This is a genomic window from Occallatibacter sp. (assembly GCF_049582745.1).
GTDB lineage: Bacteria > Acidobacteriota > Terriglobia > Terriglobales > Acidobacteriaceae > Telmatobacter.
In genome coordinates, this window is record NZ_JBAUUO010000082.1 from 40,384 (window position 1) to 65,532 (window position 25,149).

A 25,149-nucleotide genomic window follows, 5' to 3' on the forward strand; every position below is an offset into this window, starting at 1 on the left:
CAAAATGCGCAACCAAAAGGTTGCGCTTCACCACACCCTCTGTCCCTCGCCCCTATGTCCCTATGTCCCTATGTCCCTACTCCCTGCTCTTTACGCGTTCCCCATCACAATCGTATGCGGACTCATCGGAATCGGGTGCGCCTTAGTGCCCTTGAACCCGGCTTCCTCGTACATCGAGTGCAGTTCGCAGAATGTATAAGCATCACCCGCCGCCGTGGTGGTGAGCATCGTCATTGCAAATCCGGCCGGCATCGGCGGCGAGACCCGATCCTCGTTCGGCACAAATTCGAGCGTCGCCGCTTTGCCGCCGGGCTTCAGTGAAGAATGCACCTTCTTCAGCAGCCCCACGCACGTCGGCTTGTCAAAGTGATGCAGAAAGTTCGTCAGCAGCACCGCATCGTACGGCCCGCCAAATTCCACATCGAATGCGCTTCCCGGCAGCATGTTGTAGCGATCGTGCACGCCGGCCTTCTCCGCATTTCGCAACGCCACGCGCAGAACCGGCGCCCAGTCCAGCCCCGTCACATGCGCCTGCTTGTTCTGCTTCGCGATCTCAATCCCGAAAAGTCCATGCCCCGCCGCAATATCCAGCACGTGCATCGGCCCCTCGTGCCCTTCCAGCACGACTGCGCCCAGCGGGCCCGCCATCGGCCCCATCATCGGTGCCATGTTCTCCGCAAACTCCACCCACAGCGGATTCTCCGGCTCAACGCTGCCCTCGCCCGGCAGGTGCGTTCGCCCTGCGCGCACCACGTCTGCAAGCCCCGTGAGTCCAGAAATCAGCTCCGGCCGGCTCATAAAATGCGCCACCGATGCCATGCAAGCCGGCGACACAGGATCGAGAAATGCAGCGCTGTTCGGTGTGTGCGTGTAGCAGTTCCCTTCCTTCGCCAACACCCCGCTAATCACCAGGAAATCGCAGAGAATGCGAATACCCCGCTCCGACGCCTTCGCGTGTTTTGCGATCGACGCGACATCGCCCGGCCCTTGTCCCACTGCCCTGAAAATGTCCAGATCAATGGCCGCCTTCAGTGCTGCCGTCTTCTGTACCGCCTGCACCATGTCGAAAACAATCCCTGGATTCAGCGGCGCGCCTGCATGACTTCCGTTTTCCATAATTGACCTCCGATTCTTTACCTGGCTCATGGGAAGTCCATTCCAAGGGGAGAACGACCTTGCCATCCCGTGCAGGCTCGCCGAGTGTACCATTCGCAATCTTCCGCGGGAAATGATTTTCGCTATGAGCAACCAAACTTCCGCAGTCGCAGTACCGTCTAGTCAAGAAGAGGACCGTCATGATCCAACGGCGTACAGCGCTCTCTCTCTCCTCTCTGTTGCTCCTCGCCGCATCCGCTCCTGCATTCACCCAGACCGCCCAGCAACAACCTCCACCAGCGCCTACACTCCACGTAACCTCATCCCTCGTCTTCCTTGATGTCACCGTGCTCGACAAGAAGGGTCACCCCGTCGTCACCGGTCTCACTAAAGATGACTTCACCATTACCGAAGACAAGAAGCCGCAGCGCATCTTCTCCTTTGAGCAGCCCGACGTTCATATCATCAACCGAAAATCCTCCGACGAAAATCCGGATGGCAAAGCCCCCGTCACCATCCTCGTTCTCGACCTGCTGAATTCGCGATTCGAAGATTTCGCCTACATTCGCTACTCGATGCGCAGATTCCTTCTTGCGCAACCGCAGCAACTCGCTTCGCCCGCAGAGATGCTCGTGGTGGGAAACGAATCGCTCGACATGCTGCAGGGCTACACGCGCAGCCGCGCCAGTCTGCTTTACGCGCTCGATCATCTCCCTCCGGCTCTTCCCTACAAGCACATGAATGGCGCTTTCTTCTGGGAGCGATTCTCGCAATCGATCGATGCCCTTCAGCAGATTGCGTTGCAGAACAAGGGCATTCCCGGCCGCAAAAACATCATCTGGGGCGGCCATGGAGGCCCCAGCCTGGAACTTGATACCACCGCGTTCTCTCCCAAGGCCGCCGAGGAGGTGCGAGAGTACACCCACCTCACAACGAACCTCCTGGTTGACGCGCGCATCAGCCTGTTTGTCATTTATCCCGGTCTACCGGTGACTCAGCGCTCTCCCTTCGTGCAGGCGGGCTTTCCTTTGAGCGCCATGGAGGCACAGATGGTGATCGGTGACAACGATCCATTCAGCGGAGATATCAGTTTCGGCCTCCTCTCGAACGAAACCGGTGGCAAGCTCTTTTACAACCGTAACGACGTGGATGCCGAGATCCAGCGCTCGGCCCAGCTCGGCGCTAACTACTACACCCTCACCTATCAACCGGAAAACGTAGATCCCAATGGTAAATTTCGCCGCGTTCGCGTTGCGCTGCGCGACTCCTCACTGCGCGTCATCACCAAGGCCGGCTACTATGCGCCCAACGAGAAGGCCGTCATCAACGTGCGGCAACAACAGATGATCAAGCTCTCCGAAGCCGTCCAGGCTGCGATTCCCTTCAACTCCCTCTCCGTAAACTTGACCAGCGTCGTCCGCCATCCAGACTCGAGAACCGCTGAGTTCACCGTCATGCTGCATTCCAGAAACCTCGATTTCCTTCCCACCGAAGACAGAAAAGAAAGCGTCCCCTTGATCGTGGCTGCTGCCAGCCTCAACAACGACCGGTATATCCTCGCTTCGCGCGTCGCGCGCACCACACTCCAGGCACCAAGCCAGGACCTGGCCATACTGCCGACCGTAGCCACGCGACTTAAACTCGTCGTTCCCTACCCGAAAAGAACCCGGACGATCCGCGTCGTGGTCGAAGACCAGAACGGCGGCCGCATCGGAACCGCCGAACTCGATCGCAAGTCAATCGACGCAGCGCCGGAAGCCCCCGCTCCAGCGCCTAAGATCGTACCGAGACCTTCTGCACCAGCTGCCACACAACCCGCTGGCGGCTAGCGGCTTCCCTTCATCGTCGTTGCTCTTGAAGGACCTGGGATTGTGGCACGCCTCGATGCAATGCACGACATGCCCCTGCTCTTCGTGGTACAACTTCGGGCAGGAAGACTTCCCCAAAAAAGTTGAAGCAGTCTCCCCCAATCTGGCCGGAATTGGTGCAGGCAACCTTGCGGATGGGTTTTGACTCACCGGAAAAATGCCCCATAAACCAGCCAGCCTGAAAGGCATCGCGGGCATGATCGACTCTACCGTCTCGCACTACCGCAACCTGGTGAAACTGGGCGGCGGCGGTATGGGCGTGGTTTACAAGGCTGAGGATTCTCGGCTCGGCCGGCTCGTCGCTCTGAAGTTTCTTCCTGAAGATGTCGCCGGCGATGCGCAGGCCCTGGAGAGATTCCGCCGCGAAGCCCGCGCAGCCTCCGCGCTCAATCATCCCAACATCTGCACTATTTATGACATTGGAGAAGATACTGGCCGCACCTTCATTGTGATGGAGTATCTTGATGGATCGACACTGAAGCATCGCATCGCCGGAAAACCGTTCGAGATCGAGGCGCTCCTCGGCATCGCCATTGAGATTGCGGATGCATTAGACGCGGCGCACAGCCGGGGTATCGTGCACCGCGACATCAAGCCCGCCAACATCTTCCTAACGGCCCGCGGTCACGCCAAGATCCTGGACTTTGGATTAGCAAAGGTCCTCTCCAGCGGATCAAGCCAGCCGCGAACTGCTTCAGGAGAGGCCCCGACCACAATCGACGATGAGCACCTCACCAGTCCCGGCACCACGATGGGCACCATCGCATACATGTCCCCTGAACAGGTGAAGGGCAAGGAGCTGGATGCGCGGACCGACCTGTTCTCATTTGGCGTGGTGCTTTATGAAATGGCAACCGCCGCTCTGCCCTTTCGCGGCGAAAGTACTGGCCTCATATTCGACGCGATCCTCAACCGACCGCCTGCTCCCCTGGTGCGATTGAACCCTGAGATGCCGCCCGCACTCGACGACATCATCCATAAAGCATTGGAGAAGGATCGCGATCTGCGCTATCAGCATGCAGCCGACATGCGCGCCGATCTCAAGCGTTTGAAGCGCGACACGGAATCGGGGAAATCGCAATCGGTCTCCGCTTCCCAGGTAATCGCCTCCGCGGCGTCGGCGCCGCTTCCGGTCGCGGCTCCGCGTTCTCCATGGATCAAAGCCTGGTGGCTTTGGCCGATCATCGCCGTAGCAGCGCTGGGTCTCGCATATCTTCTTCGGCCCACTCTTCCGCCTCCGGTAGTTACGGGAGTGACACAACTGACGCACGACGGCCAACCCAAGCTGTTTTTGCCCGGAGAACCGCCACCTCCGCTCGTCTCCGATGGCTCAAGAATTTACTTTACACAGGGGATTATGGGAAACGCTGAGGTGATGCAGATATCAACCGCGGGCGGTGAAACCGTACCGCTTCAGTCCCCTATTCGGCTCTTCGGTCCGTCGGATATTTCCCCCAATGGGTCCGAATTGCTCGCGGCAGGACCACCCCGCAACAATTCCGGAGCCGCCATCTGGATCATGCCTGTTCCCGGTGGTGAACCGCGGCGTGTGGGAAACATCATGGCAGGAGACGCTGCGTTTTCGCCGGGCGGATCCGGCATTTACTACGCCACCAGATCAGAAATCTTCGCTGTCGGTCTGGACGGAACGTCGCAGCGGAAGATACTCACGGCGAATGGTGAACCTTTTGGGTTCAGATTCTCTCCCGATGGCCATCGCCTGCGATTTAGCGTGTTCGATGACAAACTCCGCACCAGTTCGTTGTGGGAAGCACAGGCTGACGGCAGCCACCCCAAGCAATTGCTCGCTGGCTGGAATAATCCCGGAAACGAATGCTGCGGCAACTGGACGGGCGATGGAAAATACTACATCTTCCAGTCCATCCGCGGAGGGGTCGCGAACCTCTGGGCCATGCGCGACAAATCCGATCTCTTCCATAAAACCACTCCGGATCCTGTGCAGCTCACGGTAGGTCAAGCCGATTCAGAGGCGCCGCTGCCGAACAAGGATGGAACACGAGTCTTCTTCATCGGCTCCAATCGTCGCGGCGAAGTCATGAAGTTTGATGTGAAGACCGGGCAGTTCGCCCCGTTCCTCCAGGGCATCTCGGCAGAAGGCCTGGCTTTTTCGAAGGATGGTTCACGGGTCGCATATGTATCCTATCCCGAAGGCATCCTCTGGCAGAGCAAAACCGATGGCAGCGACCGTCATGAACTCACCTTCGCTCCATTGGAAGTGGGACTGCCCCGCTGGTCACCGGATGGCACCCAGATCGCTTTCGCGGGCCACGAGCCGGGTAGAGTTTGGAAAATATTTGCCGTGTCCGCCGAGGGAGGCACTCCGGAAGTGCTCGCGTCTGAAGATTACGATCTGGAGGATGCAACCTGGTCGCCCGACGGAGATTCCGTTGCCTATGGAGTCACGTCCTTCCTCGCCAGAACATCGAAGGAAAGTTCGATCCGGATCCTCGACCTGAAGACCCGGAAAGTCACTTTGCTGCCGGATTCAACGGGACTATTTTCACCTCGCTGGTCGCCTGATGGAAGATACCTGCTGGCCATGACCGGGAACTACACAAAGCTGAAGCTTTTCGATTTCACTACGCAAAAATGGGAAGACTTCCTCAATGCGACCTCGAGTTATCCCGAGTGGACGCGTGACAGTAAGTGCATCATCTATGCCAATACTTTTGTCAAAAACATTCCCGTTTACCGGTTTTGCCTAAGCGACCGCAAGTCGATGCTTATCGCGGACCTGACATCTGCGGGCCGCATTGCCCTAGGACGCTTTGGCTCCTGGACCGGTCTCGCCCCGGACGACTCCATTCTCGCCATCCGCGATATCAGCCAGGAAGAAATCTACGCCCTCGAAACAAAGCTGCCTTAGGGCCTTTCACCCCGCAATCAAACTAGCGGCTTCCCGGTAGTCGGCCTTGAAGCCTTCGATTCTCTTCATCCCCAACCCTTTATCATGTTTCCAGCGCGGGACGAGGCGCACGGATGTCCGAGCCCACCATCTTCATCTCCGCCGGAGAAGCCAGCGGCGAACTCTACGGCGCCATGCTGGTCGAAGAACTGCGCAGCCAGCTCGCCCTGGAGGGCCGCCAGGCCAGCTTCGTCGGTATGGGTGGGCAGCGCATGGTCAACGCGGGCCTGCGCCAGATCGTGCGCTCTGAAGACATGGCGGTCATGGGCATCACTGAGGTCATCCAGCACCTGCCGCGCATCTACCGCGAATACCAGAAACTCAAGAGCGCCATCCGCACCCACCGTCCCGTCATCGCCGTCCTCATCGACTTCCCCGACATCCACTTCAAGCTCGCTCAGGAGTTCCACCGCCTCGGCATCCCCGTCATTTTCTTCGTCAGCCCCCAAATCTGGGCATGGAAGAAGAACCGTATCAAGCTTGTGCAGAAGTTCATCGACAAGATGCTGGTGATCTTCCCCTTCGAGCAGGCCTTCTATCGCGAACACGGCGTCTCCGCCGAATTCGTCGGCCACCCGCTCGCCGACCTGCCCTTGCCCTCCATCACCCGTGAGCACTTTGCCCGCGAAAGCGGTCTCAACGCATCCCGCTCCTGGATCGCCCTTTTGCCCGGCAGCCGCGCCAAGGAGATCGGCGACAACCTGCCCCAGATGCTTTCGGCTGCCCGCATCCTCACTCTTCGCGGACCCCGCGCCACCAGCCCGCGCAAGGAATTCGAGTTCATCATCCCCCTCGCCCCCACCCTCAACCCATCTCAGCGCAAGATGCTCGCGGGCCTGGTCAAGCACCACGGTGAGGGATTTCCCGTCCGGCTTGTCGACGACGCCCGCGCAGCCCTTCTGCATGCCCGCGCCTCGGTCGTGGCCAGCGGAACCGCCACCGTCGAAGCCGCGCTCATCGGAAACCCCTTCGTCGTCGTCTACCGGGTTTCGCCCCTCACGTATGAAATTGCCCGCCGCGTCGTCAAAGTCCCCTTCGTCGCCATGGCCAACCTCATTGCCGGCAAAATGGTCGTCCCCGAGCTCATCCAAGCCGACTTCACCGCCGCCAATATCGTCCGTCAAATCGAGCCTCTGCTACCCGACGGACCACTTCGCGAGTCCATGATGAAGGAGCTGGCCCGCTTTCGAGGCCTTCTCACCCCCGGCGAGTCCGGGTTGTGGGACGAGGTAGAAACCGCCATCAGCCGTGTTGCAGGCATCACAATCAGGCAGATCGGCAGCGCCCTGCCCGTCTCCGAATCCGTACAATCCTGATGGGACAGGCATCAAAACAATGACACCACAAAGCTTCGTCGCGATTAGGAAGAACATGCTTCTAGCACTGGAATTGCTGAATCTGAATTCGTTTGTCCGCAGGTCATTGACGCCTCGCGGATTTGGTCCTTGGACGGCGCTCCTGATTCTTGGCGTCAGCTTTTTCGCCTCCCGCCCGCTCGCCGCGCAACGGCCCGAACGCCCCACGCTCGACATCACCGGCTACGTGATCGACGCCGAGATCGACACCGCCACGCACCATCTCGCCGCCAAGGCGACCGTCACTTTCACCGCGCCTGAAAACTCCGAGATCGTCAGCTTCGGATTCCATCCCGCCCTGAAAGTCACGAAGATCACCGATGACTCCGGCAAAGTCCTCACCGGCGAGCGCTCGGCCGACGGCACCATCCGCGTTACGCCGGCAACTCCGCTCGTCCCCAGCCAGCCCGCTCATTGGACATTTGAATACGACGGCACCATCACCGGCAGCGAAGACGGTCCCGTTGAAGGCCTCAAGCTCGCCGCTATCCAGGAGCCCATCACTTACCTGCTTTATCCCGCGCGCTGGTTCCCCACCACCGGTTTCATGACCGATCGCTACACTGCGGAGGTCCACTTCCGTGTCCCGCAGGGCATGAAAGTCTTTTCCAGCGGTGCGCAGGGGGCTGCCCATCCCGTCACCCTCGCCAACGGAAAACCTGGCGACCAATTCGACTTCAACTGGAATAAGCCCGGTTTCCCCGGCACCATCATCGCCGGCCGGTTCGTTGGCCCCATCTCCGTCGGCACCGGCAACATCAAGGTCTACCTCACCGTCGCCCACCAGGCCTCGGCAAACCAGCTCGCCCAAACCGCGACCCGCGAATTCGATTTCTTCACCGACAAATTCGGCGAACCGGAATCCTCGCATCTCAATGTCGTTGAAATCCCCGACGACACCCTGCCCGCCGTCTGGGCCCCTGAGCTGGCCGCCATCATGGGCTCCCGCGTCGGCGACAAGTCCGGCATCCGCCTCCTCGCCAACACCATCGCCCACCAATGGTGGGGCTCTGAAGTCAGTCCCCGCACCCTCAGCGATGCGTGGATTACCAACGGCATGTCGCGCTACGGCGAGCTGATGTACGTCGAAGACGAAAACGGCAAGACCGCCCTCAAGACCGCCCTTGAGGACGTCTCCGCCGGCGCGCTCGCCTACGACACCATTCCCCTGTCCAGTTCCGCGCGCCTCAATCCCTTCTCGCCTGAATTCCAGTCCATGACCCTCGAAAAGGGCGCCATGATCTTCCACATGCTGCGCGGAGAGATCGGCGACAAGGCCTTCCTCGCCACGCTCAAAGGCGCGCTCAGTCAGTACACCGACAAATCCATGCACGCCACCGACCTTGAAAAAGTGGCCGAAGCGCAGAGCCAGCAGCAGCTCCTGCCCTTCTTCTCGCAGTGGGTCGACGGCACCGGCGCGCCCACCTTCACCAACAAATACGCCGTCTACCGCCTCGGCAATAACAAGGGATTCCGCACCATCGGCCAGATCAATCAGGACCTCGACCTCTTCCGCATGCCCGTCGACCTGCGCGTGGACACCGATGGCAAAACGGTAGACCAGAAAATCGACGTCGTCGGCACCGACTCCCAATACGTCGTCGACACCTTCGGGCGTCCTCGCCGGATCATTGTCGATCCCGGCGACTGGGTGCTCAAATCCTCGCCCGACCTCCAGGTCCGCATCGCCATCCTCAAGGGACAGCAACTCGTCGCGCAAAACGATCTCGTCGGCGCACTCGCCGAATATCAGAAGGCTCTCCAGGCCAATTCCCAAAGCTCGCTCGCCAGCTATCGCATCGGCGAAGTGCTCTTCACGCAGCGTAACTTTCAGGCTGCCGTCAATTCCTATCGCGACGCCCTTCGAGGCGATGGCGAGCCTCGCTGGACCGAAGTCTGGAGCCACATCGCTCTCGGCAAAATCTTCGACATCACCGGCCAGCGTGACCGCGCCGTCAATGAATACCGCCTCGCCGTCCAGACCAACGACAACACCCAGGGCGCCGTCAACGAGGCCCGCCAATGGCTCTCCAAACCCTACAAACTCCCCGACACAGGCCAGTAAGTTCGATTGCCGTTCGCTATCCTCTACACCCTTACAGCCGTACGTGTTTTTGTCGCAAGAGTGGGAAAGCAACGACCCCGCCCCTCAAATACAAAAGACCAGCTCATGGCTGGCCTTCTATTTCGAAATTCAGATCTGATCTACTCGCCTTGTATTGCCGTCCGACTGGACCTGATCTCGTTCCAAGACCGACCTTGCGACGAATCCTGCCCGTCGGACTGAGGCTCGACGCATCCGATCGCCATCTCCGGCCTGAAGAATCGATAGTTCTCACGCCCGTTCTTCTTTGCGTGATACATTGCAATGTCTGCATGCTTGATCAGCGTTTCGCCATCCCGTCCGTCTCCGGGATAGACGCTCACACCAATGCTCGTCGTAATGGAGATCTGGTGCGAGTCGATCAAATATCCTTCCGCCACCTTCTTCAACAGCCTCGCAACCGTATAAACCGCATCCTCCGGGCGCCTCAGTTCCTGAAGCAAGACGATGAACTCATCGCCGCCATGACGTACCACGGTATCCGGAGAGCGCACGCACTCCAGCAGCCGCTTTGCGACGGCCTGAAGAAGCTTGTCGCCGATGGGATGCCCGAGGGAATCGTTGATTTGCTTGAACCCGTCCAGGTCCAGAAATAATACCGCCGCATGGCACCCCTGCCGATGTGCAAGGGAGATTGCCTGGCCAATCCGGTCATTCAGCAGGATTCGATTGGGTAGCCCGGTGAGAAAGTCGTGGTGGGCAGAATCCGTCAACTCCTTCTCCAATGCTCGCGTCGCACTCACGTCGTGGAACACGATCACCGCCCCGGCCACTTGTCCATCCCGATTGTGAATGGGGGCGACTGAGTCTTCGATATAAACTTCATGTCCGTCGCGGCTGATAAGGACGGAGTTCAGCGGCAGGTTGCCCGTTTGATTTTGAGAAGCGGCGTTTGCCATCGGGTCCAGGATTGTCTTTCGCGATGTTCCGTCCACAATCCGGACACAATCGCCCATCGCCTTTCCCATCGCATCCTTCAGTAGCCAGCCTGTCATCGCTTCCGCGACATGATTCAAGAAGGTGATATTCCCCGATGAATCGGTGCAGATTACGGCGTCGCCAATGCAGTCGAGAGTGACCTGGGCGCGTTCCTGCTCTACGGCCAGAATTTCCCCGACGCTTCTGCGCTCGACGGCATTGAGAAGAGCCCGTTTCAATTCCCGGGGCTCGATCTGTCCCTTGATGAGATAGTCTTGCGCGCCCTCCTGAATCCCCTGAACTGCCACCGGCTCCTCCACCGGATCGCACAGTAAAACCATCGAAACACGCGGCACCATGGTGTGGAGCCGCCTGAATGTTTCCAGTCCGCGCGGCCCTGTCAATCCGAGGTCCAACAGGATAATGTCTACCGCATTCCCTGCAAGATACCGTTCCGCATCGCTGACCGACGAAACATGGGTCACCTGAAAGACGTTCGAATCCATCTGCTTGAACATCTCTCGAATCCGGCTCGCCCGTTCCGTCTGGTTTTTGATGAGAAGAACGTTCTTCGCAGCAACTTGTCCCATGGTTCACCTCTTCCCGGCAAACCTTGCAATCCGGAGTTCGGGCAGCAGGATGTTTCCTCCTCCTGCACACGAATACACATTGTCATCATTTCAAAGAAATACCGCGAAATCTGTTCCCTTCTGATCAGTCCTGTACCCCTCCCGTTAACGAGACTGCACATGCTTGCGCTCGCCCGGGATTCCCTGTTCGCCGCATAGAGAATCAGGGCCAGCGCTTTGCGCTGGCCCTGATTCTCTATAACGGGTCTTTTCCGGTTTTACTCGCCGCTCACTGGATGCCCCGGCGACAGCACCTCGACTGAAACCCTTGCCAGCCCCGCCTGCGTCATCTGCAGCTTCTGTGCCGCCGCGAACGAAAGATCGATGATCCGTCCGTTGTTGCTCCCCAGGTCCCCGCGATCGGTAATCCGCACCACAACCGACTTCTTGTTCCGTAGATTCACCACCCGCACAATGCTTCCGAACGGCAGGGTAGGATGACACGCCGTCATGTCGTACATGTTGTAGGTTTCGCCGCTTGCCGTCTTCCGCCCGTTAAACACCGATCCATACCAGGACGCGATGCCACGAAGAATCTTGCCGTGTTTCTTGGGCGCTGGTTGTGCCGCTGCGCTCATATCCGGAGTCGCCGTCGCGACCACCGTTGGCTGTGTTGCCATTGGCCTTTGCAGCCGAGCATCCGCCTGCACTGACCGGGTCGAAATCGTTCCCAATAGCCCGGCCATTGCCACGCAGGAAATCCCCACAAGCAGCCAGAACGGCAGCGGCGTTGGGGGGTTCATGTTGGTTGCTTTTGGTCGAATAAGCATCCTCTGATTTTACCAGCCCGAGAGCCGATAACCTCCAATAAAATCTTTGAGATGCAAGCAAAAAACACTACAAAGTCGGCCCACTTTATGGTACGTCCAGTAAGCCGTTTAATCCGCGCAGTTAGGATTCGGAACTTCCTGGTGCACGATCGCTATTTGCCGGTGTCCGACCGCTCCTTTGCGGATGTGAACCGCGCCGATGCAACCCGTCGGGAATGCGCGGAAATCCCCGAGGCCGCAAAGATTATCATGGCGAACTTGCCTTGGGAAAGTAACTTTAGCCCTATACGCTCCAGGCCTCCTCGCAAATGGCTCTGGAAGAGCAAAGTCCACTTGAGAAGAAGAGCCAGATCCACTTTAGAGTCATACGCTTAGTCCGGCCATTAGGGCTACCCCGAGCGGCAAGGTGTCACTCAAAGCGAACGGACCCAGACGCTTTAAGCGAACGGTCCCCAGACGCTTTTATCTTCCGAGCGAAACCCTCCCCACCAAACCTCCCCCAATTGCACTGTCATTCTGAGTGAAAGGGCCCCCGAACGTACCAGGGGCCCCGGAGAGCGTGAGCTCTCTGGGGTAGGTTCGGGGGTGGTGAACGAAGAATCTGCTTTTCGGACGCGCCCTCAGTTCGGCGAAGTATGCGGTCGCCCCGAAAAATGTCAAGCCCCGCCTCCCGACAAAACTCCCCAAGTGACTCATTCCAAAAACCAAATTCCTGCCGCCAGTTTGCAGGTAATTGATGCCGTCCGGCGCATAATCAGTTCATAAACCAAATCCGTACCCCAGGCCGCCACGCGCGGCCTTTTTCTTTTGGATAAGGAGAAAAAATGCGCTTGAGCCCTTCAGGCCTGAACCTGCTCAAAAAATCCGAAGGCTTTCGTGACCGTGTTTACCCGGATGTTGCCGGATTCCGCACCGTCGGTTTCGGACACCGGCTGGCTCCCGGCGAGCAGTACCCAACCGGCATCAACCTGTCGCAGGCCGAAGCCATCCTCAGCCATGATCTTGCCATTGCCGAGACGGCCGTCGAGCACCTGGTCAAAGTCACGCTGACCCAGGGCCAATTCGATGCCCTCGTGGACTTCGTCTTCAACCTCGGCGCCGGACGCCTTGCCTCCTCGACCCTGCTCAGGTATCTCAACTCCGGCAAATACGATGCCGCGGCATGGGAACTCCTGGCCTGGGATCATGCCGGCTCTCATGAAATTGCCGGACTCAAATCCCGTCGCGAAGCCGAATTTCAACTCTGGAGCCCACACTCCACCGCTGCCTGAACCCCAATAACGGCTCGTAAACCCTTTCCTGAGACGACTCTGTGTCTAACGTCTTTGCTTGGAAGACTTTGCAAATCTGAAAACCCGTAAACCGCTGAAAACGGCGAACTCCGTCCCAGAGATGGGGAGGGCATACCCCCGCTGTTCAAAGGGTACGGACCGCCCACTAGCAGCTCAACTCCCTGATCTCCACTCTCTCGTCCGCCTTGATATACCCCTTGCGATGGAACCAATCCTCCATCGCCGCTTGCAGCCGATCCAGCGGCACCCGGTGCCCCGCTTCAAGCAGCCCGTCGCCGACGGGCAGGGTGTCATCGAAAATCGCGTCGTTGGTGAAGTTCCGCATCGCAAAGTTGTCGATCCAGTGCACTGGACACGCGTGCCGTAAGCCCTCCGCGTCTACACGCTCGACCGACAGTTTGCGAATGAACATGCTTTCAGCCTACAGCCGTTGCTCAGTGCTCTTTGTCTGGAGCGACCTTCACGTCCTTTGGAACCTGCGTTTCCACCTTGAAGCGCTGGTAGTCGTAGTCGCGCTCGCGAAAGCGCTGCCGGAGGTTCTTGAACAGCAGCAACCGTGCCTGCACGGTACCCTCGGCGCCCGTCGGCAGCCAGATCTCGCCATTCACCTTCGCCTGATCGAAACGAAAACTCGAGCCCTTCTGCACCGTCGCCAGAATTCCGCCCATCATGCGGAAGTTGTCGTTGAACCTCACCTCGATGTGCGCAACCTGCCGATCTGCTTCGTTGATCCAGATCGTTCCTTCCAGCTTCTTCGAGGCGTCTTCAGCCATGCCGTGTGTCTTGGCGTCCTTCCGGCCCACGAAGTCGAACACAATCGTCGGGTCGTTGCGGTAGAGTTCGCGGCGCTCGTTGCGCACGTCCATAATGTCGAGTAGGCGGCTGACACTGATCGTCGGGCCCTCCAGGGGCTGGCCCCGCGGCGTCTTCTCCGCCTTCTCCACCAGTTTGGTAATACGCTCCGTTTCCTTCTGCTGATCGTGCGCATTCAACGGCTGATCGTTTGCCTTGACCTTGCGTTCAATCACGTGGCCGTTGACGAAGAAGTCCTCGTACTCCGAGTTCTCCGTCTTCTTCACCTGCCCGTTCGCATCGACGTCTTGTACCACCTGGTAGGAAGTGTACGTGTAGTTCTCGCGGATCTTGTCCAGCTGCTTCTGGTGCTGCTGCACTTGCTGCATCAGTTCCCGAATGTCAGGCAAAGGCGTCTGCGCCGACTGTTGACCGCCGGCAACCAGAACCGAAACCGAAAGAAGCGTGCGGCCAATCCAGAGCGAATGATTACGAATATGCATGAAAGATATTGACCGTTGGTACCGCACTTGGGATGCGAATTGGAAAGAGAGTGACTACGCAGGATTGCATTACTAGAATGGTCGCACATATTACGCGCGATCGCCCGTCGATCGCGCTATGATTGCAGACCAACGCGGTCCGAAGTTCCTGCGCACACACTCCCCGCGACTCCGGAGATGAACGCCACATGTTTCGAGCATTGATTCACTGGGTACTGAGCTCCATTGCCCTGATGGTCGTGGCCAATTTCGTTCCCGGATTCTATGTCAATGACCTGCAATCAGCCGTGATTGCGGCACTCGTGATCGGCGTTCTCAACGCAACCCTGGGATTCGCGATCAAGCTGATCACCTTTCCCTTTGCCATTCTGTCCTTGGGAATCTTCCTGTTGTTCGTCAACGCAGGAATGATTCTGCTGGCGGCACAAATCGTGCCCGGCTTCATCGTGTATGGATGGGTTCCGGCCTTTTGGGGTGCGGTCGTGCTGGCTGTGATCGGCATGCTGGTCCGCGCGCTGATGAAGGATCAATAACCCCGCCAACCGCTCTGCCCTTAACGAACTGCCGGCGCCGACACCGGAGTCGATGATCTCTTCTTCTTATCTTGCCGGCGATCACCGTGCAGGCGCGGCTGCGTAGAAACACTGCCCGACCCAGTTGCCTGCCTCATAATCTTCGGGGTCGCAATCCTTGGGCCTTCCACAGTCTTAGGAGTTCGCACGGCTCCTGCGGGCGAAAGACCACCGCTTCCGTCAATGCGCTGCGGGACAGCCTCGGCAGTCGGCGTGGCCGCAGGCCGGAAATGCGTATACACGCCCCAGCCTCCGCCCGCGACCACGAACACAATGGCAGCGGCAGCGGCGGCGCGCATATACGAAACCTGTGCCCAGCTCGCCCTGCTCGATGAGGATAGCGGCCACGCGATCACTCCTGTTTGAAAAGAAGCATTGCGCAGCCCAGACTTCACACGGTCTTCAATTCCAACCGGGGCCGGCAGCGTTGCGATCAGACGAAGCGACCGTTCCGCTTCAATTGTCTCGGCATTGCGGTCGAGATCGTTTTGTGTCGAGGGATTCATCGGATACTCCTGGGATGGCTGAGCAAGTCGGCCAGCAGGTTGCGCGCGCGAAACAGCCGGGACCGCACGCTCGACTCCGTAACCTCGAGCACCGCGGCAATCTCCACGCTTGACAGCTCTTCAAACGCTGAGAGCATCATCACCTCGCGTTCGCGTGCGGGCAGTTTCTCAACGCATGACAACACGTGGGCGTGGTGCTGCGCAGCGGATGCGCGTTGCTCCGCGGTAAGCCCGGTCGCGGGCAGCACACGTGCGACCTCGGTAATGTCGTCGGTTTCCGGGCGCGTCTTCGTCCGGCGCTTGCGGTCGAGGACAATATTCCACACGATGCGAATCAGCCACACGCGGTGGTCGCGAATCTCACCGAGTGTCTCGCGATGCCGCAGAACGCGCAGAAAGGCTTCCTGCACGGCGTCTTCCGCGTCCGATTGATTGCGCAGGACAGAAAAGGCTACGCGGAAAAGCGTGGTGGCATATTGGTCCACCAGCGCCTCAAGTGCTTCTTCCTGGGCGCGCTGGCGGGCCTGGTCATGCACGTGGCTCTCGACGATCTCCATCCAAGCGGGAACTAGGGTCTGGCTGGCGCTCATACAACCACCAGACGCAGGCGACGGCAAAAATGCTCAGACGTTGAATCTTCTGGGACTTCCGCCTCGCGTCATTCGATCCGAAACCTACTGATTGCCGGAGAGCTTCTGTGCAGCGATCGAGCCGGCAGCGCCATCCTTGTCTGAATCCTTCAGCTTCGCCCATAACGCACGAGCCTGGGCCTGCTTGCCCGTCGCAGCATACAGGTCTGCCAGGTCAAGCTGCGCCGTCCCGGCAGTGACGGTATCTGAGGGCTTGGCAATGATCTCGTTATAGAGATCGATGGCCTGCTGATCGCTTCCCGTCTGGTGATAGATCGATGCCAGGGCGACCTTGGCAAGATTGGCGAGGTTGCGATTCCACGAATCCGCCACCTTCTTGAGCTCGGTCTCGGCCGCAGCCGTCTGGCCCAGTTCCTGATCGGTGACGCCGGTAAAATACCGCGCCTTGCCGCCTTCGGGCAGCCAGCCATACTTGTCGGCGACAGCCTTGAATTGCTGATTTGCAGCCTTAGACCGCTCGGCAACCGTCGCATACTCGCCCTTCTGCGCCGGAGCGCCCGGGAGCGCAAGGGGCGCTGTATAAGTATCCATGGCTTCGCCGAGAGCCGTTTCGGCCGCCGATTCCTGCACATTCCAGAGGATGATCAATCCGATGCCCACAACGAGGACCACTGCGGCTGAAACAATCCAGCGCACAACATTGGTGCGGTGGCCGCTCAGCCAGGTAACGCTGGTTTTGGTGGCCTGGGCAAATTTATCGCCCTTCAGGGCATGACGAGTCTGTGTATCCACGGGGTGTTTTGTCCTTCGCTTCGATCAACTTGCAGGCGGGTCCGTACAGGGGTGGGCACAGCCACTGCAACCTTACTAGTTTATCAGCGCGCGAGGCTCAGCGCCACAGAACGTGATCCCTGCGCTTGCCCTGCCGTAGCGGGGGCGATAGGCTAGGAATATGTACGAAGATTTCCATGTGACCGATCGCTGGACCGGCGAAGACCTGCATTGCTCCTGGAAAGCCAACATCGTGGCCATCGCCACCCGCCACGCCGATGCCGTCGATGTGCGATTTGACGTCAACGGCCGACCCATGTGGATCGCGCTGCCTTGCACCGCTTGGCTCGAACAGAAGAAGCGCTCCGGCAAAGTCATCACGGACCAGCTTGCCGTGCAGGTTGCCGGCCGCCATCTCAAACAGTTGATCGAAGAGGGCTACGACGCCGGCCGCGAGATGTACGCCGTTTCAGTGGCTGAAGTCCTTGCGCACCTTGATGCCGTCATCGCCGAGGCCAAACAACAGCGCGGTCTTCCACTCTTGCCCGTCGGCGTGTAGAACAAGAGTGCAATCAAATGCTATTCATGCCGCAATGCTTCCATGGGCTGTACTGAAGCGGCGCGGCGTGCGGGAATCCAGGTGGCAACCAGTGCAACGCCCAGCAAAAGCGCAATCCCGGCCGCCAGCGTAGCCGGATCGCTTGGCGTGACCCCGTACAGCATCGATTTCACCAGTCGCGTGAGCCCGAGCGCAGCGGCAACTCCCACAGCAATCCCGGCGCCGGTAAGCCACGTACTCTCGCGCAGGATCATGCTCCGCACCTGTCCGGGCTGCGCACCCAACGCGAGACGTATGCCGATCTCGTTAGTCCGTTGCGCAACCGAATATGCCATGATGCCGTAAATCCCGACGCAAGCCAGCGCCAGCGCCAGCACGCCAAAGCCGGCGGTCAGTGCGGCAAATGCGCGCTCCATCTGCATCGTGGCGTCGATCTGTTCCCGCTGCGTGCGGAAGTCAATGATGGGCAAGTCGCGGTCAACGGATTGAACGACCCCGCGTAGCGCCGGGAAGAGCGCGGACGGCTGCATGTTTGTCCGGACCTGGTATACCAGCGTTCCCACTTCAGGCAGCTGAACGTAAGGAAGGAAGAACTGCGCGGGTGGATTGTTCCGCAAATCAGAATATCGACTGTCGGCGCAGATGCCGACGATCTGAATCCAGTCAGAAGTTTCGCGATCTGCCTTGAACCGCTTGCCGACTGGATTGCTGTTCGGGAATCTCTTGCGCGCCAGCGACTGGTTGATAATTCCAACCTTCGGCGAGGTGGACGTATCCTGCGGGCCAAATCCTCGTCCCGCGAGAATCCGAATTCCAAGGGTGGGAAAGAAGTCGGTGCCGACGCTGTTCTCGTATTCAGCGCGTCTTATTTTGGGATCCGGGCTCTCCCCTTCCGGAAGGAAGTCTTCATTGCCCATGCTCTGCGCAATGTAAGGAATCGATCCGGGAGCAACGTGTTCGACCCCGGGAAGTGCGGCAATGCGCTCTTCAATCTGCTGATGGAGACGCACATCTTTAGGTCCGGGATAGCGGCGGGCAGGCGGGCTGATTTCAAACAGCACCAGGTGATCTGCGTCGAATCCCACATCCACCGCATTGAGTTTCAGCAGCGTGCGCAAAAACAGACCGGCGCCCACCACGAGCAGCGTGGAAAGAGCAATCTGAAACGCCACAATGGTTTTTCCAGTAAGGCCTTTGCGTCGGCGTGAGGCGCTTTGCGCCGTTTCCTTGAGCGTGCTGCTGACTTCGGAACGGGCCGCAATCCATGCGGGTACCATTCCAAAGACGACACCTGTCAGAAGCGTGACCGTTACCGTAAACGCGAAGACTCCCCAATCAAAAGGCGGATTGAAGGTTCCTTGGTCAGCGCGCTCCCAGGGGTTGGTCAAGAGCATCGGAAGCACGCTGCGGCCAAAGTATCCAAGCACCAGTCCGCCTGCGCCACCCAGTATCGCCAGCATCAGGCTCTCCGTCAGCAACTGGCGCAGAATCCGAGCCCTGCCGGCGCCCATGGCGAGACGGACGCTCATTTCACGCTGGCGCTGCGCACCGCGTGCCAGCAGCAGGTTGGCAATGTTGGCGCATGCCAGCAGCACCACAAAAGCGGTGAATCCCGACAGGACGAAGAGCGGCTTCTTGAACTCGCGATCTGCATAGTGCAACCCACGGCTGCCATCGACAAGCGCCAGGCGCGGAATGGTTTCGCCCACTCCCACTGTAGTCGTGGCGCGAACCGCGGCTTGGAATTGCACGGCCAGGGCGGCTTCTGCCTCCCTGTCGTTGACGCCCGGTTTGATGCGTCCGACGATATTGACCCACCACAGGGATGCGTCGGTCAGCAGCGATGCTGACTTGCCCTTGGGATCGACCACCGGCTGCATGTTGATGGGCACAAATAGATCGGGGGACTGCAGAACATTCTTTGCACCGGTAAAGCCACGCGGACTGACACCAACAATTGTGACGACCGTTTGGTTCAACGTCACAGTCTGACCGAGAACTGAGGGCGAGCGGCCGAAATACTTCTGCCACAAACTGTCGCTGATCACGGCAACTGCTCCCGATCCTGGTTCGGCATCGTCAGATGGTTGCAGCGTCCGCCCCAGTTCGGGACGCACGCCGAGCGCAGCAAAGAAATTTCCCGACACCATATCCGCGTTTACGCGCTGTGCGTTGCCGTTGATGGTCGCGTTCATTCCGTCTTCTTTAAATGCGATCAGATCTTCGAGTTTCTGGTTGTGGTCGTGCAGTTGCTTGTAGATGGGATACGAAAAGACCGAACTCGTGGTGCCGGAGTCTGGCGTGGTATCAAAATCTCCCCACATGCCGTCGACAGCTTCGTGGCCATCGCCGTTCCAGCGCAGCATGCGAAGCTGCTCTGCGTGCGGAACATTGAGCCGGTCGTACAGTAATTGCTTGCCAATCGCAAAGATGGTTGTGTTGGCGCCGATGGCGAGCGCGAGCGACGATGCGGCAATCAGGGTGAACGCCGGACTCTTCGCCAGGATGCGCATGCCGTAACGAATATCGGCGCGGAACTCGTCGAACCAGCGAAGCCCCAGCGATGCGCGCATGCCCTCCTTGTGGATGAGCGCCGGGCCTAGCGCGATCCGGGCCTGGCGGGCAGCCTCGGCGGGCGAATGGCCGGCGCGAATAAAGTCATCGGTGAGCTGTTCGAGATGAAGCTGGAGTTCAGCTTCCATCTCGGATTCGAGCCGATTGCGGTGCGACATCGCTCGAAGCCACGAGCGCATCTCAGCAAACAGGCGGAAAGTAAAGAAGCCGTCGCTCATCGCGTCCTTTTCCCTTTTCCCTGTTCCCTATTCCCTCTTCCCTGTTTCATCACACATTCTCCGGAGTCGTGCGAAGAATTCCGGCGATCACGCCGGCCATCCGATTCCACTTTTCGGTTTCCGCTTCGAGGCGACGGCGGCCCGCGGGAGTGAGCCGATAGTACTTGGCGCGGCGATTGTTTTCGCTCTCGCCCCAGTCGCTGGCAATCACGCCCTGATGCTCAAGCCGGTAGAGCGCCGGATACAGCGAGCCCTGCTGAATGACCAGTTCCTCGCCCGAAATCTGCTGAATGCGCAGCAGCACGCCATAGCCGTGCAATGGCCCAAGCGAAACGGCTTTCAGTATCAGAAGATCCAGCGTCCCTTGCAGCAGTTCCATCTGTTTGTCTTGCGGTTTATCAGCCAAGCCGTTCTCTCCTTGACGCTCTAGGAGAGCTAGATTAAGGCATCTCTCCTAGTCTGTCAAGGAGAGCGGTCAAACACCACTCCCTGGACTTCCAAAACTTTTCTAGTGCATGCCGGGTCGCGGGATGTATGCTTCCTGCCTGCGAATGGGCGCGCAAGTTGTAGCGGGATATATAGGTCTATCGCTTCTACCGGCTTCAAATTTCACTGACACGAAGGAGGAGAATGCAATGGGTCATGGATGGATTGCGTGGATCATTATCGGCGTGATTGCCGGCTGGCTGACTGGAAAACTGATGAAGGGGTCGGGGTTCGGCTTCTTCATGGACATGATTGTTGGCCTTGTGGGGGCTCTCGTTGGCGGCTTCATTTCGAGCCACCTCGGATTGGGGGGAGTCGGTCAACACGGCTTGATCGTCAGCATCATCATTGCGACCATAGGCGCAGTGATTCTAACCTGGATCTTGCGGCTGATTTCGGGCAATCGAGGCGCCAACCTTTAGACCGGGCTACAAGGACGAACGCCGTAATCTCGGGCAATACTTCGCATGTGTAACGGAATGGCGTTCGTCCTCAACCCCAGTCGTTCGTCCCAAAAACCTCCTGTTTGCCGGAATCCTGTGAGAGACTTGCACGCAAGCAGTATACGGACGCATCGTCCCGCTTTCCCTGAGATGAAGACAGACGCGAGGTAACTTTGAGCCTGGTAAGAGACCTGCAATACTCCCTGCGCCAACTGCGCAAGAGCATGGCGTTCACGGTGGTCGCCGTCGGGACGCTTGCGCTCGGCATCGGATGCAACACGGCGATCTTCAGCGTGTTTTACAGCGTGCTTCTGCGGCCACTCCCCTTTCCCGATTCCAATCGGCTCGTGATGCTCTCAGAGCGCGCGACCCAGTTCCCCACACTTTCTGTTTCGTGGAAGAACTACAGGGACTGGCAGTCGCAGAGCTCTTCGTTCGAAGAGTTCGGCGCGGCGCGCGTCTTCACGTCAGCGCTTACGGGCAACGGCGATCCGGAACAAATTCCCAGCCAGATGATCAGCGGAAATTTGCTGCATCTGCTTGGCGTGCATGTGATCGCCGGTCGCGCTCTCATAATGGCCGATGACCAACCCGCTTCGCCTGCTGTGGTGCTGCTGGGTTACGGCCTGTGGCAACGCAAGTACGGCGGCTCGCAGGGAGTGATCGGGACCGCCATCACCCTCGATAACCAGAGCTACACCGTGATTGGCGTTCTTCCCAAAGGCTACGAATTGCTGCAGCAAACGCCCGATGTGGTGATCGCGATGGGTCCGTGGGCCAGCAAGCTGCCGGACGATCGCTCGTGGCACCCCGGCATTTTTCCGATTGCGCGGCTGAAATCCGGCGTTTCTCTTGCGCAGGCGCGCGCCGAAATGACAACCATCGCAAAGCGCCTGCTCGCAAAGTATCCCACGGACAACATTGCACTCGATGCAGTGGTCAACCCTATGCACGAGCAGCTTGTAAGCCAGGCGAGGCCCGCCCTGCTAACACTGCTTGGCGCGGTGATCTTTGTGTTGTTGATTGCCTGCGGAAACATCGCCAACCTGATGCTGACCAGGGCGACCGCGCGGCGGCGCGAGATCTCCATTCGCATTTCGCTGGGAGCTTCAGATTGGCAAATCATCAAACAGTTGGTGATCGAGGGTCTGCTGCTGTCGCTGATGGGGGCGGTTGCGGGAGTCGCGCTGGCCTACGCGCTGATGCCCTCGTTGCTGCGCGTTGCCAGCGGTTCTTTACCCCCAGGAACGGATGTCCACATCGATCTGCACGTGCTGCTGTTTACGGCGGTGCTGTCGATCTGTGCTGGAGTATTCTTTGGGGTCGCACCGGCAGGGCAAGTGCGCCTCACCGATCTGCGCTCCATCCTCAATGAGTCCGAACGCGGCGCCGTGGGCCACCAGGCGAAGGCGCTGCGCAACTCGCTCGTGGTTGCGGAGATTTCTCTCGCGCTGCTGCTGTTGATGGGGGCGGGACTGTTTGTGCGCAGTCTCAGTCGCCTCGGCGACGTCAACATGGGCTTCTCTGCCGATCACATCCTGGTCGCCGATCTGCCTGTGCCGCCTGCGGGGGCCGCTCCGGCGGATGCTCACCGCAACATGGATTTCTACGAAGACACGCTGCGGCAATTGCACAGCTTGCCTGGGGTCCGCATGGCTGCGGCTTCTTCTTTCCTGCCGGTGAGCGGACAGGGCGCGGTGATCCACTTCAACATCCAGGGGCGGCCGCCGCGCAACGCTTCGGAATACATCATGGCGAACTACCGCACTGTGAGTTCGGAGTATTTCCAGGTGCTTCGCATTCCTTTGCTTGAGGGGCGCTGGATCGAAGACTCCGATCGGGAGAAGATGCCGACCGTGGTGGTGCTCAACCAGGCGATGGCGCATGCGTATTTTGGAAACGAGTCGCCGCTCGGCAAGAAGCTGCAACTCGGGGCCATCCCCGACGAAAGCGTGCCGTGGATGATGGTGGTGGGCGTCGTCGGCAACGTCAAACAGTCGCTCGTCTCGGATATGCCGACGGAGATGTACGTTCCCTTCCGCCAGGCAAACGAGGTCCTGCCCGTCCGCAATATGTCGTTCGTGGTGCGCACAGAGGTCGACCCGCGCAGCGTGATTCCGGAGTTGCGGGAGGCGGTGCACAAAATCAATCCCAATCAGCCGGTCGTGCGCATCCGTACCATGGAAGAAAATGTCGATCAGAATTTCGCGCAGCCACGCTTCCGCACCTTGCTGCTGGTCATCTTCGCGGGAATCGCATTGCTGATCGCGGCCCTGGGCGTCTATGGCGTGATGGCCTATGCGACAGTCCAGCGATCGGGAGAATTAGCGATCCGCATGGCGCTTGGCTGCAGCGTCGAACGCATCTTCATGCTGGTGCTGACCGACGGTCTGCGTCTGACGTTGATTGGCGTGGCCATTGGTACGGTGCTCGGAATTGCACTGGGACGCTGGCTGAAGTCGTTGCTCTTCGGTGTTTCGGCCGCAGATGCCGTATCGATCGCAGGCGCAATCGCCGTTGTGGTGATTGCAGGAGTAGCGGCATCGCTCATCCCCGCCCGGCGAGCCTCGCGCGTGGACGTCGTGACGATGATGCGGGAGAATTGAGGTGACTCTGCATCCAAAGTTCGTCTGGTATATATTTCCGACATGCCACGGGATCGCAAAACACCTCAAGAAAAGAAACACCTCGAGCTGCAAAAGGACCATTTCACCTTTTCAAAGAATCCCCACGCATTTCGGAAGACGTGGAAGCGAAAGAAATCGCTGATAAATCGAGAATATCGACGCAAGAGCGACGAGCTTCTTGCAAAAGCCAAGCCTCAGATTTCCGCGAAAGATGCGGAGTCAGTGGTCGGGGATGTAACTGTCGCTCATCTGAAAGAATCGATCCTTCGCAAACGTTTGCAGAAGTGGAGCACCGTTACCGTTGGGGAAAAGGTGAAGATCAAACTTCAGAAACGCGAGGAGATGGTCGGGCGGAGAGTCAACAGCACCCGCCATTACGATTCCATTGTCAAAACAGCGGTCAGCACGCTGCTGGAGCTTGAAGGCGATCAACTCACTGACACGGCGAATCGCATCGCACGAGTACTGCAGGGTGGAGATCCGGTTGAATGGATGAGATTGTATCGATCAAGGGATCGTCTTGATCGAGCAATCTATTTCGTCGAACGGTTAGCGAGAGGCGATGCGTTTTATATTGACGCTCTTCGCAGAGACCAGGCTCTCTGTGAGTCTTTTCAATTGTGGAAGAAGAATGCCAATAGGCTTCTCGCCAAACAGAGGCGTCCCGTGCAAAAAAAGCTCGAAGAGAAAGCCGCTTCGCAGAAGAGGGTGAAGGCGCTTGTGAGACAGAACCGACAGACTTGAGGATGATTAGGAGAGGCAAACGCAAAAAAAGCCATACCCGGGGGCATGGCTTTTTCTTTTGAATTTATTGCCGGCGATCACCTAATCTCCCACACAGTCGCCCGTGCAGTACCATCGGCCCAGCGAGGCTTAACTTCCGTGTTCGGGATGGGAACGGGTGATCCCTCGCAGTATGGTCACCGGCAAATTGAGGCGCTTTGAAAGCGTGAGGCGCAGAGCGCCGGGAGCTTTCAGCCGAAATCCCGAGCGAATGCGAGGGATCTCACGCCTTTGATTCTGGTATGGCGCTTGGCGGGTTGGTTTGCCCGCAGCCTGCCGCGGCGTCTACGTGTGTTCCGGATGGTTTCTCCCGGAGGCTGCGTAGGAACGCGGACTGCAATCTGGCGCCACAAAAATTTGCTCAGAGTTTATCTGATTGACACGAAATTGATTGGTCGTACAAGGCTTGTAAGAAGAACGTCCGCGAACAACTTACTGCGCGGAGTTAATTCTATGGACAAGCCGAACGGGCGATTAGTACTGGTAAGCTACACGCATTACTGCGCTTCTACCTCCAGCCTATCAACCAGATGGTCTTTCTGGGCCCTTCAGGGAGATCTCATCTTGGAGCGTGCTTCCCGCTTATATGCATTCAGCGGTTATCACAACCGAACTTCGCTACCCAGCCGTGCCCTTGGCAGGACAACTGGAACACAAGAGGTTCGTCCATCCCGGTCCTCTCGTACTAAGGACAGCCCCCCGCAAATCTCCTACGCCCACAGCAGATAGGGACCGAACTGTCTCGCGACGTTCTGAACCCAGCTCACG

The 25,149-nt window shown here is 58.6% G+C and carries 19 protein-coding genes and 2 rRNA genes; 9 read left to right on the forward strand and 12 right to left on the reverse strand.

The annotated features are described in order from the left end of the window. Positions 1–90: 90 nt before the first annotated feature. Positions 91–1,116, reverse strand: coding sequence for a class I SAM-dependent methyltransferase (locus WCA10_RS13650; protein WP_472823081.1), 1,026 nt, complete (start codon positions 1,114–1,116; stop codon positions 91–93). 179 nt (positions 1,117–1,295) lie between these two features. On the opposite strand from WCA10_RS13650, the gene WCA10_RS13655 reads away from it, so the two are divergent. From WCA10_RS13655 to WCA10_RS13670, 4 genes are all read left to right on the forward strand, one after another. Beyond that, positions 1,296–2,924, forward strand: coding sequence for a VWA domain-containing protein (locus WCA10_RS13655; protein WP_472823082.1), 1,629 nt, complete (start codon positions 1,296–1,298; stop codon positions 2,922–2,924). Positions 2,925–3,120: 196 nt separating this feature from the next. Then, complete coding sequence (locus WCA10_RS13660) at positions 3,121–5,850, forward strand: serine/threonine protein kinase (protein ID WP_472823083.1); 2,730 nt, start codon at positions 3,121–3,123, stop codon at positions 5,848–5,850. Between the two features lie 113 nt (positions 5,851–5,963). After that, positions 5,964–7,205 (forward strand): lipid-A-disaccharide synthase, encoded by a 1,242-nt coding sequence (lpxB, locus tag WCA10_RS13665; RefSeq protein WP_472823084.1) that lies wholly within the window; start codon positions 5,964–5,966, stop codon positions 7,203–7,205. A 55-nt stretch (positions 7,206–7,260) separates the two neighbouring features. Further along, the gene (locus tag WCA10_RS13670; RefSeq protein WP_472823085.1) at positions 7,261–9,309 is read left to right on the forward strand and encodes a M1 family aminopeptidase; all 2,049 of its coding nucleotides are present in this window, start codon (positions 7,261–7,263) and stop codon (positions 9,307–9,309) included. Between the two features lie 140 nt (positions 9,310–9,449). Here the strand turns inward: WCA10_RS13670 and WCA10_RS13675 are convergent, their stop codons facing one another. Together WCA10_RS13675 and WCA10_RS13680 are read right to left on the reverse strand one after the other, a co-directional pair. Further along, on the reverse strand, positions 9,450–10,856 hold the full coding sequence (locus tag WCA10_RS13675) for a diguanylate cyclase domain-containing protein (protein WP_472823086.1): 1,407 nt from the start codon (positions 10,854–10,856) through the stop codon (positions 9,450–9,452). A 257-nt stretch (positions 10,857–11,113) separates the two neighbouring features. Next, complete coding sequence (locus tag WCA10_RS13680) at positions 11,114–11,638, reverse strand: septal ring lytic transglycosylase RlpA family protein (RefSeq protein WP_472823087.1); 525 nt, start codon at positions 11,636–11,638, stop codon at positions 11,114–11,116. 851 nt (positions 11,639–12,489) lie between these two features. Between WCA10_RS13680 and WCA10_RS13685 the strand changes: the two genes are divergently transcribed. Continuing rightward, positions 12,490–12,936 (forward strand): lysozyme, encoded by a 447-nt coding sequence (locus WCA10_RS13685; protein ID WP_472823088.1) that lies wholly within the window; start codon positions 12,490–12,492, stop codon positions 12,934–12,936. 166 nt (positions 12,937–13,102) lie between these two features. Here WCA10_RS13685 and WCA10_RS13690 read toward each other — a convergent pair whose 3' ends face one another. Together WCA10_RS13690 and WCA10_RS13695 are read right to left on the reverse strand one after the other, a co-directional pair. Next, positions 13,103–13,369: a hypothetical protein gene (locus WCA10_RS13690; protein ID WP_472823089.1), complete on the reverse strand. Its 267-nt coding sequence runs from the start codon at positions 13,367–13,369 to the stop codon at positions 13,103–13,105. Positions 13,370–13,391: 22 nt separating this feature from the next. Continuing rightward, a complete protein-coding gene (locus tag WCA10_RS13695; RefSeq protein ID WP_472823090.1) occupies positions 13,392–14,252 on the reverse strand; it encodes a hypothetical protein in 861 nt (286 codons plus the stop codon). Positions 14,253–14,440: 188 nt separating this feature from the next. Here WCA10_RS13695 and WCA10_RS13700 point away from each other — a divergent pair, with 188 nt between their 5' ends. Beyond that, a complete protein-coding gene (locus WCA10_RS13700; RefSeq protein ID WP_472823091.1) occupies positions 14,441–14,785 on the forward strand; it encodes a phage holin family protein in 345 nt (114 codons plus the stop codon). Positions 14,786–14,805: 20 nt separating this feature from the next. On the opposite strand, the gene WCA10_RS13705 is transcribed toward WCA10_RS13700, so the two are convergent. The 3 genes from WCA10_RS13705 to WCA10_RS13715 form a co-directional block, all read right to left on the reverse strand. Next, positions 14,806–15,330, reverse strand: a complete 525-nt coding sequence (locus WCA10_RS13705; RefSeq protein WP_472823092.1) for a hypothetical protein — start codon at positions 15,328–15,330, stop codon at positions 14,806–14,808. After that, positions 15,327–15,920: an RNA polymerase sigma factor gene (locus tag WCA10_RS13710; RefSeq protein ID WP_472823093.1), complete on the reverse strand. Its 594-nt coding sequence runs from the start codon at positions 15,918–15,920 to the stop codon at positions 15,327–15,329. Before WCA10_RS13710 ends, WCA10_RS13705 begins: the two co-directional genes overlap by 4 nt. 84 nt (positions 15,921–16,004) lie before the next feature. Further along, positions 16,005–16,712, reverse strand: coding sequence for a tetratricopeptide repeat protein (locus WCA10_RS13715; RefSeq protein WP_472823094.1), 708 nt, complete (start codon positions 16,710–16,712; stop codon positions 16,005–16,007). 178 nt (positions 16,713–16,890) lie between these two features. Between WCA10_RS13715 and WCA10_RS13720 the strand changes: the two genes are divergently transcribed. Beyond that, a complete protein-coding gene (locus WCA10_RS13720; protein WP_472823095.1) occupies positions 16,891–17,250 on the forward strand; it encodes a hypothetical protein in 360 nt (119 codons plus the stop codon). A 20-nt stretch (positions 17,251–17,270) separates the two neighbouring features. Here the strand turns inward: WCA10_RS13720 and WCA10_RS13725 are convergent, their stop codons facing one another. Both WCA10_RS13725 and WCA10_RS13730 read right to left on the reverse strand, forming a co-directional pair. Then, entirely contained in the window at positions 17,271–20,042 is a 2,772-nt protein-coding gene (locus WCA10_RS13725) for an ADOP family duplicated permease (protein ID WP_472823096.1), read from the reverse strand. Positions 20,043–20,091: 49 nt separating this feature from the next. Further along, positions 20,092–20,421 carry a PadR family transcriptional regulator gene (locus WCA10_RS13730; protein ID WP_472823099.1) on the reverse strand — a complete coding sequence of 110 codons (330 nt, stop codon included), beginning with the start codon at positions 20,419–20,421 and terminating at the stop codon, positions 20,092–20,094. A gap of 256 nt (positions 20,422–20,677) precedes the next feature. Between WCA10_RS13730 and WCA10_RS13735 the strand changes: the two genes are divergently transcribed. Both WCA10_RS13735 and WCA10_RS13740 read left to right on the forward strand, forming a co-directional pair. Further along, entirely contained in the window at positions 20,678–20,950 is a 273-nt protein-coding gene (locus WCA10_RS13735; RefSeq protein WP_472823097.1) for a GlsB/YeaQ/YmgE family stress response membrane protein, read from the forward strand. A gap of 194 nt (positions 20,951–21,144) precedes the next feature. Continuing rightward, positions 21,145–23,577 carry an ABC transporter permease gene (locus WCA10_RS13740; RefSeq protein ID WP_472823098.1) on the forward strand — a complete coding sequence of 811 codons (2,433 nt, stop codon included), beginning with the start codon at positions 21,145–21,147 and terminating at the stop codon, positions 23,575–23,577. Between the two features lie 833 nt (positions 23,578–24,410). Here the strand turns inward: WCA10_RS13740 and rrf are convergent. Both rrf and WCA10_RS13750 read right to left on the reverse strand, forming a co-directional pair. Then, positions 24,411–24,526: ribosomal RNA gene (gene rrf / locus WCA10_RS13745) — 5S ribosomal RNA — on the reverse strand. A gap of 308 nt (positions 24,527–24,834) precedes the next feature. Next, positions 24,835–25,149, reverse strand: a 23S ribosomal RNA gene (locus WCA10_RS13750); the annotation flags it as partial.